General features: G+C 37.7%; 4 protein-coding genes. All 4 read left to right on the top strand.

Going from position 1 to position 5,102, the window contains the following annotated elements:
* The first annotated feature begins 831 nt into the window (after positions 1-831).
* The 4 genes from ACLTU0_RS03400 (at position 832) to ACLTU0_RS03385 (ending at position 4,920) form a co-directional block, all read left to right on the top strand.
* Positions 832-2,160 carry an NlpC/P60 family protein gene (locus tag ACLTU0_RS03400; protein WP_412321403.1) on the top strand — a complete coding sequence of 443 codons (1,329 nt, stop codon included), beginning with the start codon at positions 832-834 and terminating at the stop codon, positions 2,158-2,160.
* A gap of 173 nt (positions 2,161-2,333) precedes the next feature.
* A complete protein-coding gene (locus tag ACLTU0_RS03395; protein WP_147514994.1) occupies positions 2,334-3,173 on the top strand; it encodes an amino acid ABC transporter substrate-binding protein in 840 nt (279 codons plus the stop codon).
* Positions 3,174-3,231: 58 nt separating this feature from the next.
* Positions 3,232-3,957, top strand: a complete 726-nt coding sequence (locus tag ACLTU0_RS03390) for an amino acid ABC transporter permease (RefSeq protein ID WP_308455701.1) — start codon at positions 3,232-3,234, stop codon at positions 3,955-3,957.
* A 165-nt stretch (positions 3,958-4,122) separates the two neighbouring features.
* Entirely contained in the window at positions 4,123-4,920 is a 798-nt protein-coding gene (locus ACLTU0_RS03385; RefSeq protein ID WP_147514995.1) for a hypothetical protein, read from the top strand.
* Positions 4,921-5,102 lie beyond the last annotated feature (182 nt).

Raw genomic sequence — 5,102 nt, 5'->3', positions numbered from 1 at the left:
ATTTATTATTTCTCTGTGGGCGACCGATGATCGCCCCTACGGAGGGTAGAGAATAGATAAAAGATATGAGAGAGCCACCCCTCAGTCAACTGCGTTGACAGCTCCCCTCAATGGGAGCCTTTGGGTTAGCGGCTATTCAAAAGCCTCTCCTTGAGGAGAGGGGGACCGCTTGCGGTGGAGTGGTGGCATGGAGTTATGTAACAAATTCGACGCTGTATTTATTAAAAACGCTGTTTTTGAGGATGTTTTTATGAATGAAAATTTATTCAATAAAAAATGCATTGTAATAAGAAGAAACTCGAACGAAAATGAGTAAAATATGGTGTGATTTAAAAAATATTTTAAAGAATTTCTCAGAAATTTTAACAGGAAAAACCGCACAGTGGTGCGGATTGTAGCAATTTCTTCACAACTTCTTAAAATTTTGTAACAAAGTTGTAATATTATGTGCAAGTTTTAACATAAATCGTTCAATATCTTGCGTGGGATAAAAAAATATGTCAATATATTGTAGATGTAAAGTTTTTTATGTTAATCGTAAATGTAATATACTGTAAAAACGATGAACAAATTTTTGTAATATTTCAGCTTAATTACACGAATATTTCAGCTGTTTTACTGTAATTTTACAAAAACAATACAAAAATTTTAAGAAATTTAACATTTTTACTTGCCAAAGGCTTGACACAGCTATTTTTTAGTGTTACAATACAGTCAACGTTCAAAAAGCAAAGACTATGAACGTAAGACAAAATATTAACGCGGATAATACAAACATAGAAAAAACTCATAGGGTAAAGGTCTTTAAAGTAAAAAAGGAGAGATTATATCTTGAATAAGTTAGCAAAGAAGATTATCTTATCTGTTATATCGATGTCAGCGGTTTTAGGAACTTCTGCTTTGGCGGCAGACCTAAGCGGCTGGGCTGTATCCGACTACCAACAGGCTAATGAAGCCGGCCTTGTTTCGTACTCGGTGGTTTCAAACAACCTAAAGGATAACATAACTCGTGAAGAGTTCTGCGAGCTTGCGGTAAACTTATACGAAAAGCTTACAGGTGAAGATATGATAGAACCGGAAGTGTCACCTTTTGAAGATACAGATAGCATGGCGGTAGCCCAAGCTTACTGTTATGGAATGGTTTCCGGTACAGGTGATAATACATTTACACCTGACAGACTTGTGACACGTGAAGAAATGGCAAAAATGCTTGTAAGTACACTTACTGCAAGTGAAGTCAATTTTAACCTTTCAGACGGTTATGACGACGCTGATGTTGTCAATGCATTTGAAGATTCCGACGAAGTTAGCTCTTGGGCTAAATCATCGGTAATTACAATGCTTAACTACTCATTAATGAGCGGTGTTGACGATGAAAACTTCTCACCGTTGGGTTCAACAACAAGAGAACAAGCCATTTCAAGTATCAATCGTTCATACAATACATTTAAGAGCGATGATTATTCAATCGAACTTCCTGAAATTACACTTCCGGAAGACGGTGCAGAAATTGAAGAAGGCAACTTTACAGTGTCTTGGACACCTGTAAGTAATGCACAAGCATATCACGTTATTATAAAGGACGCAAACGCAAGTTCGGTTCTTTTGTCAGACGTATATGACGGCGAAAGCATTGAAGTCAGCGAAGGTTCGCTTAGAGCCGGTAATGATTACTCAATAACAATCGGTGCTGTTATTGCAGACGGCTCAGAAGTTTACAGCCTGCCTGTTGACTTTAAATATGTGGCAAAGCCGATAATACCAAACAGTGAATATATTCAGGAAAATCCTGCCGCACAGGGCTTGCTTACAGAAGCGGCTAAATATCTTGGCGTACCGTATCTATGGGGCGGTACAACACCGTCAGGTTTTGACTGTTCGGGATTTGTACAGTATGTATGCCGTGCAAACGGTATTTCAATACCTCGTATAGCTGATGACCAACTTCACGGTCCGGGTACATATGAAACAAGAGGTGAACTTCAACCGGGTGACCTTGTATTCTTCGGAAGTGGCGGTTATGCATCTCACGTTGGTATGTATGTAGGCGACGGAATGATGATTCATGCTCCGTCAACAGGTAAGGTGATTCAATATACTTCTATTGACTCAAGTTACTATTCATCAAGATTTTTAGGCGGTAAAAGGGTAATTGATTAATATGTATAGTAAAACGGACTGTAATGTTATTTGCAGTTCGTTTTTTTTGTGGCTAATTATTTGAACAAATATGATTATATATTTTGTGCAATATTTTTTTAAAAAACACTTTACTAAATTAAATTGATACAGTATAATAATATAGTAATTATAATTTAAAGGGGAAATTTAATATGAATATCAAAAAAGTATTTACATTTGCACTTGCAGGTGCGTTGAGCATATCAATGCTTGCAGGCTGTGGCAGTTCATCAAACGAAAGCACAACAAGCGAGTCTAAGGAAGATACATCATTGACAGATGTACAGTCGGCAGGTCACTTCACTTTGGGACTTGACGCAGACTTTGCACCTATGGGCTTTACAGATGATAACGGCGAAATCGTTGGATTTGATATAGACCTTGCAAAAGCAGTCGGTGAAAAGATGGGTGTGGACGTAGAAGTTAAACCGATAGATTGGGATTCAAAGGATATGGAACTTTCATCAGGTAAGATTGATGTTATCTGGAACGGTTTCTCAATCACAGATGAAAGACGTCAAGAAGTTCTTTTCTCTAATCCTTATCTTTCAACAAAGCAATCAATCGTTGTTAAAAAAGGTTCTGATATAACAAAGAAAGCCGACCTTGCAGGCAAGAAGATTGCACTTCAAGACGGTTCAACATCAGAAGATGCTTTGAAAGCTGATACAGCTACATACGAATCAGTCGGCGATGACAACATTTCTCGTTTCAAGGAAAATTCACAGGTTCTTATGGAAGTTGATTCCGGTAGAGCAGATGCGGCTGTAATTGATGAAGTATTCGTAAGATACTATTTGCAAAAAGAAAACTTGCTTGACAAGTACACAGTTCTTGAAGAAGGTTTTGATGAAGAAGATTACGGTGTCGGCGGAAGAAAAGGCGACTATGCACTTATGGAGGCTATAAACAAGGCACTTGACGAGTGTAAAGCAGACGGCACAACTTCGGAAATTTCACAAAAATGGTTTGGAGAAGACCTAATTAAATAATTAAAAATAAGCAAACCGTTGGAATGACCAGCGGTTTGTGCATTTATGGAGATTACATATGCAAGATTCTATTAAGTATATTTTACAAATACTGCCTCAAATGCTTGAGGGTTTAAAGATTACAATTAAATTATTCGTGGTGACACTTGTGCTGTCACTACCTCTCGGACTTTTAATATCGCTTTTCAAAGAGGCGGTAAGCAAAAGACCGACTGATAATTTTGTTATCCGATGGATTGTGAAAATGCCAATCCGATTTATTATAAATGTGTATCTGTGGGTATTCAGAGGAACACCACTTTTGCTGCAGTTGTTCTTCTTCTACTTCGGACTTACATATGTAACATTGCCAAACGGTGAGTCGATAACGCTTTCGATGTTTACGGCGGCAGTGATTTCATTCGTACTTAATTACGCGGCGTATTTTGCGGAAATATTCCGCGGCGGTATAATAGGCGTGAGCAAAGGACAGTATGAGGCATCAAAGGCACTGGGGCTTACAGGAATACAGACTATGCGATATGTAATAGTTCCGCAAATGATAAGAACAGTCATTCCGCCGATTGCGAATGAAACAATCGTGCTTGTAAAAGATACGGCATTGGCATCGTCAATCGCACTTATCGACTTGTTAAAGGCGGCTCAACGTGCCGTAAACAGAGATATGCGTGTATCTCCGTATCTTGTAGCGGCGCTTTTCTACCTTGTTATAACGCTTATTTTGACATTTGGATTTAACTATGTGGAAAAACGGTTGTCTATATCGGAACAGGGTGTAAAATAGAATATAATTGAGGGATATTGCATAAATTGCGGTATCCCTTTTGTGTTAATTGAAGTATTACTTTTTTTTGAACAATTATATCTGCTTTTTGTATTTATTTTTTGTATAAAAGAAGGTAAAATACAATTAATATGATAGCGTAAAGTAAGAAAGGGAGAGAATTAAATGAAAAAGAAACTATTATCTATAGCTGCAGCGTGTGTACTTGGTGTGCAGGCTATAGCAATGCCTATGATTGCAAATGCCGAACAAGGCACACACTATGTGGAAAATTCTGATTTTAATGACGTTTCTATCGGAGGAGCTAAGGGTACAGGCTATTATGGTCTTGGAATCATTATGGACGGTTCTCCATGGCTTTCAAAGGGTAGTGCGAGCGTTCATTATCAGACATTCTATCATGATGATCAAAGAAACGTAAATTATTGTAACTTCTGGTCAAACAGTGATAAGACAGGTTCGGGCGACGGTGCAGGTTCAATGTATTTCTACAACAGAAACCTTGCTAAAACAATGGGACCTTACGGTATTGCTGAATATGACGTTCGTCTAAAAGCTGATACACAGGATTTCAACTTTATGATGGGTTGGTTTGAAGACCCGACAAGCAATGGATTTAATGCAGCAACTCAAGTTGCTTTGAATCTAAGATTCAGCCTTAACGGTGTAACAGCCAATAACGGTGTAAGAACAGAAAACTTGGCAACACTTCAAGCTGATAAGTGGTACAAAGTAAGAATTACTCTTGATAACAACTTTGAAGAATACAGTGCTGTTGTTACTGATGTAGAAACAGGTAAGGTAGTCGGCTCACTTCTTGATGCAGCTTACCAAGCATCAATTCCATCAGGTGTCACAGGTATTAAGACAACATGTTGGGGTTATATAAGAGGTAACACTTATGACTTCGATTTGACTAATGTAACAATCGGTAAGTCAGATACAAAGTATTCAGCTCAATAATGTAAATTAAAATTACCGCTCTAAGAGCGGTAATTTTTTTGTGATTTTATAGGATTAGTGGTTGCAGAAAGTGAAAACTACAATATATAGTGTAGCAAAAAGAAAAATAAAAAAAGATGAAAAAAGTTGAAAAAAAGTGTTGACAAAAGGGGTAATAGAGTGTATAATAATCAAGTCGTCAG

Origin of the sequence: Hominilimicola sp., assembly GCF_046972485.1 — a bacterium.
GTDB lineage: Bacteria > Bacillota > Clostridia > UBA1381 > UBA1381 > Hominilimicola > Hominilimicola fabiformis.
The sequence above is the reverse complement of the archived record's forward strand: the minus strand, read 5'-3'. Positions and strand labels throughout refer to the sequence as shown.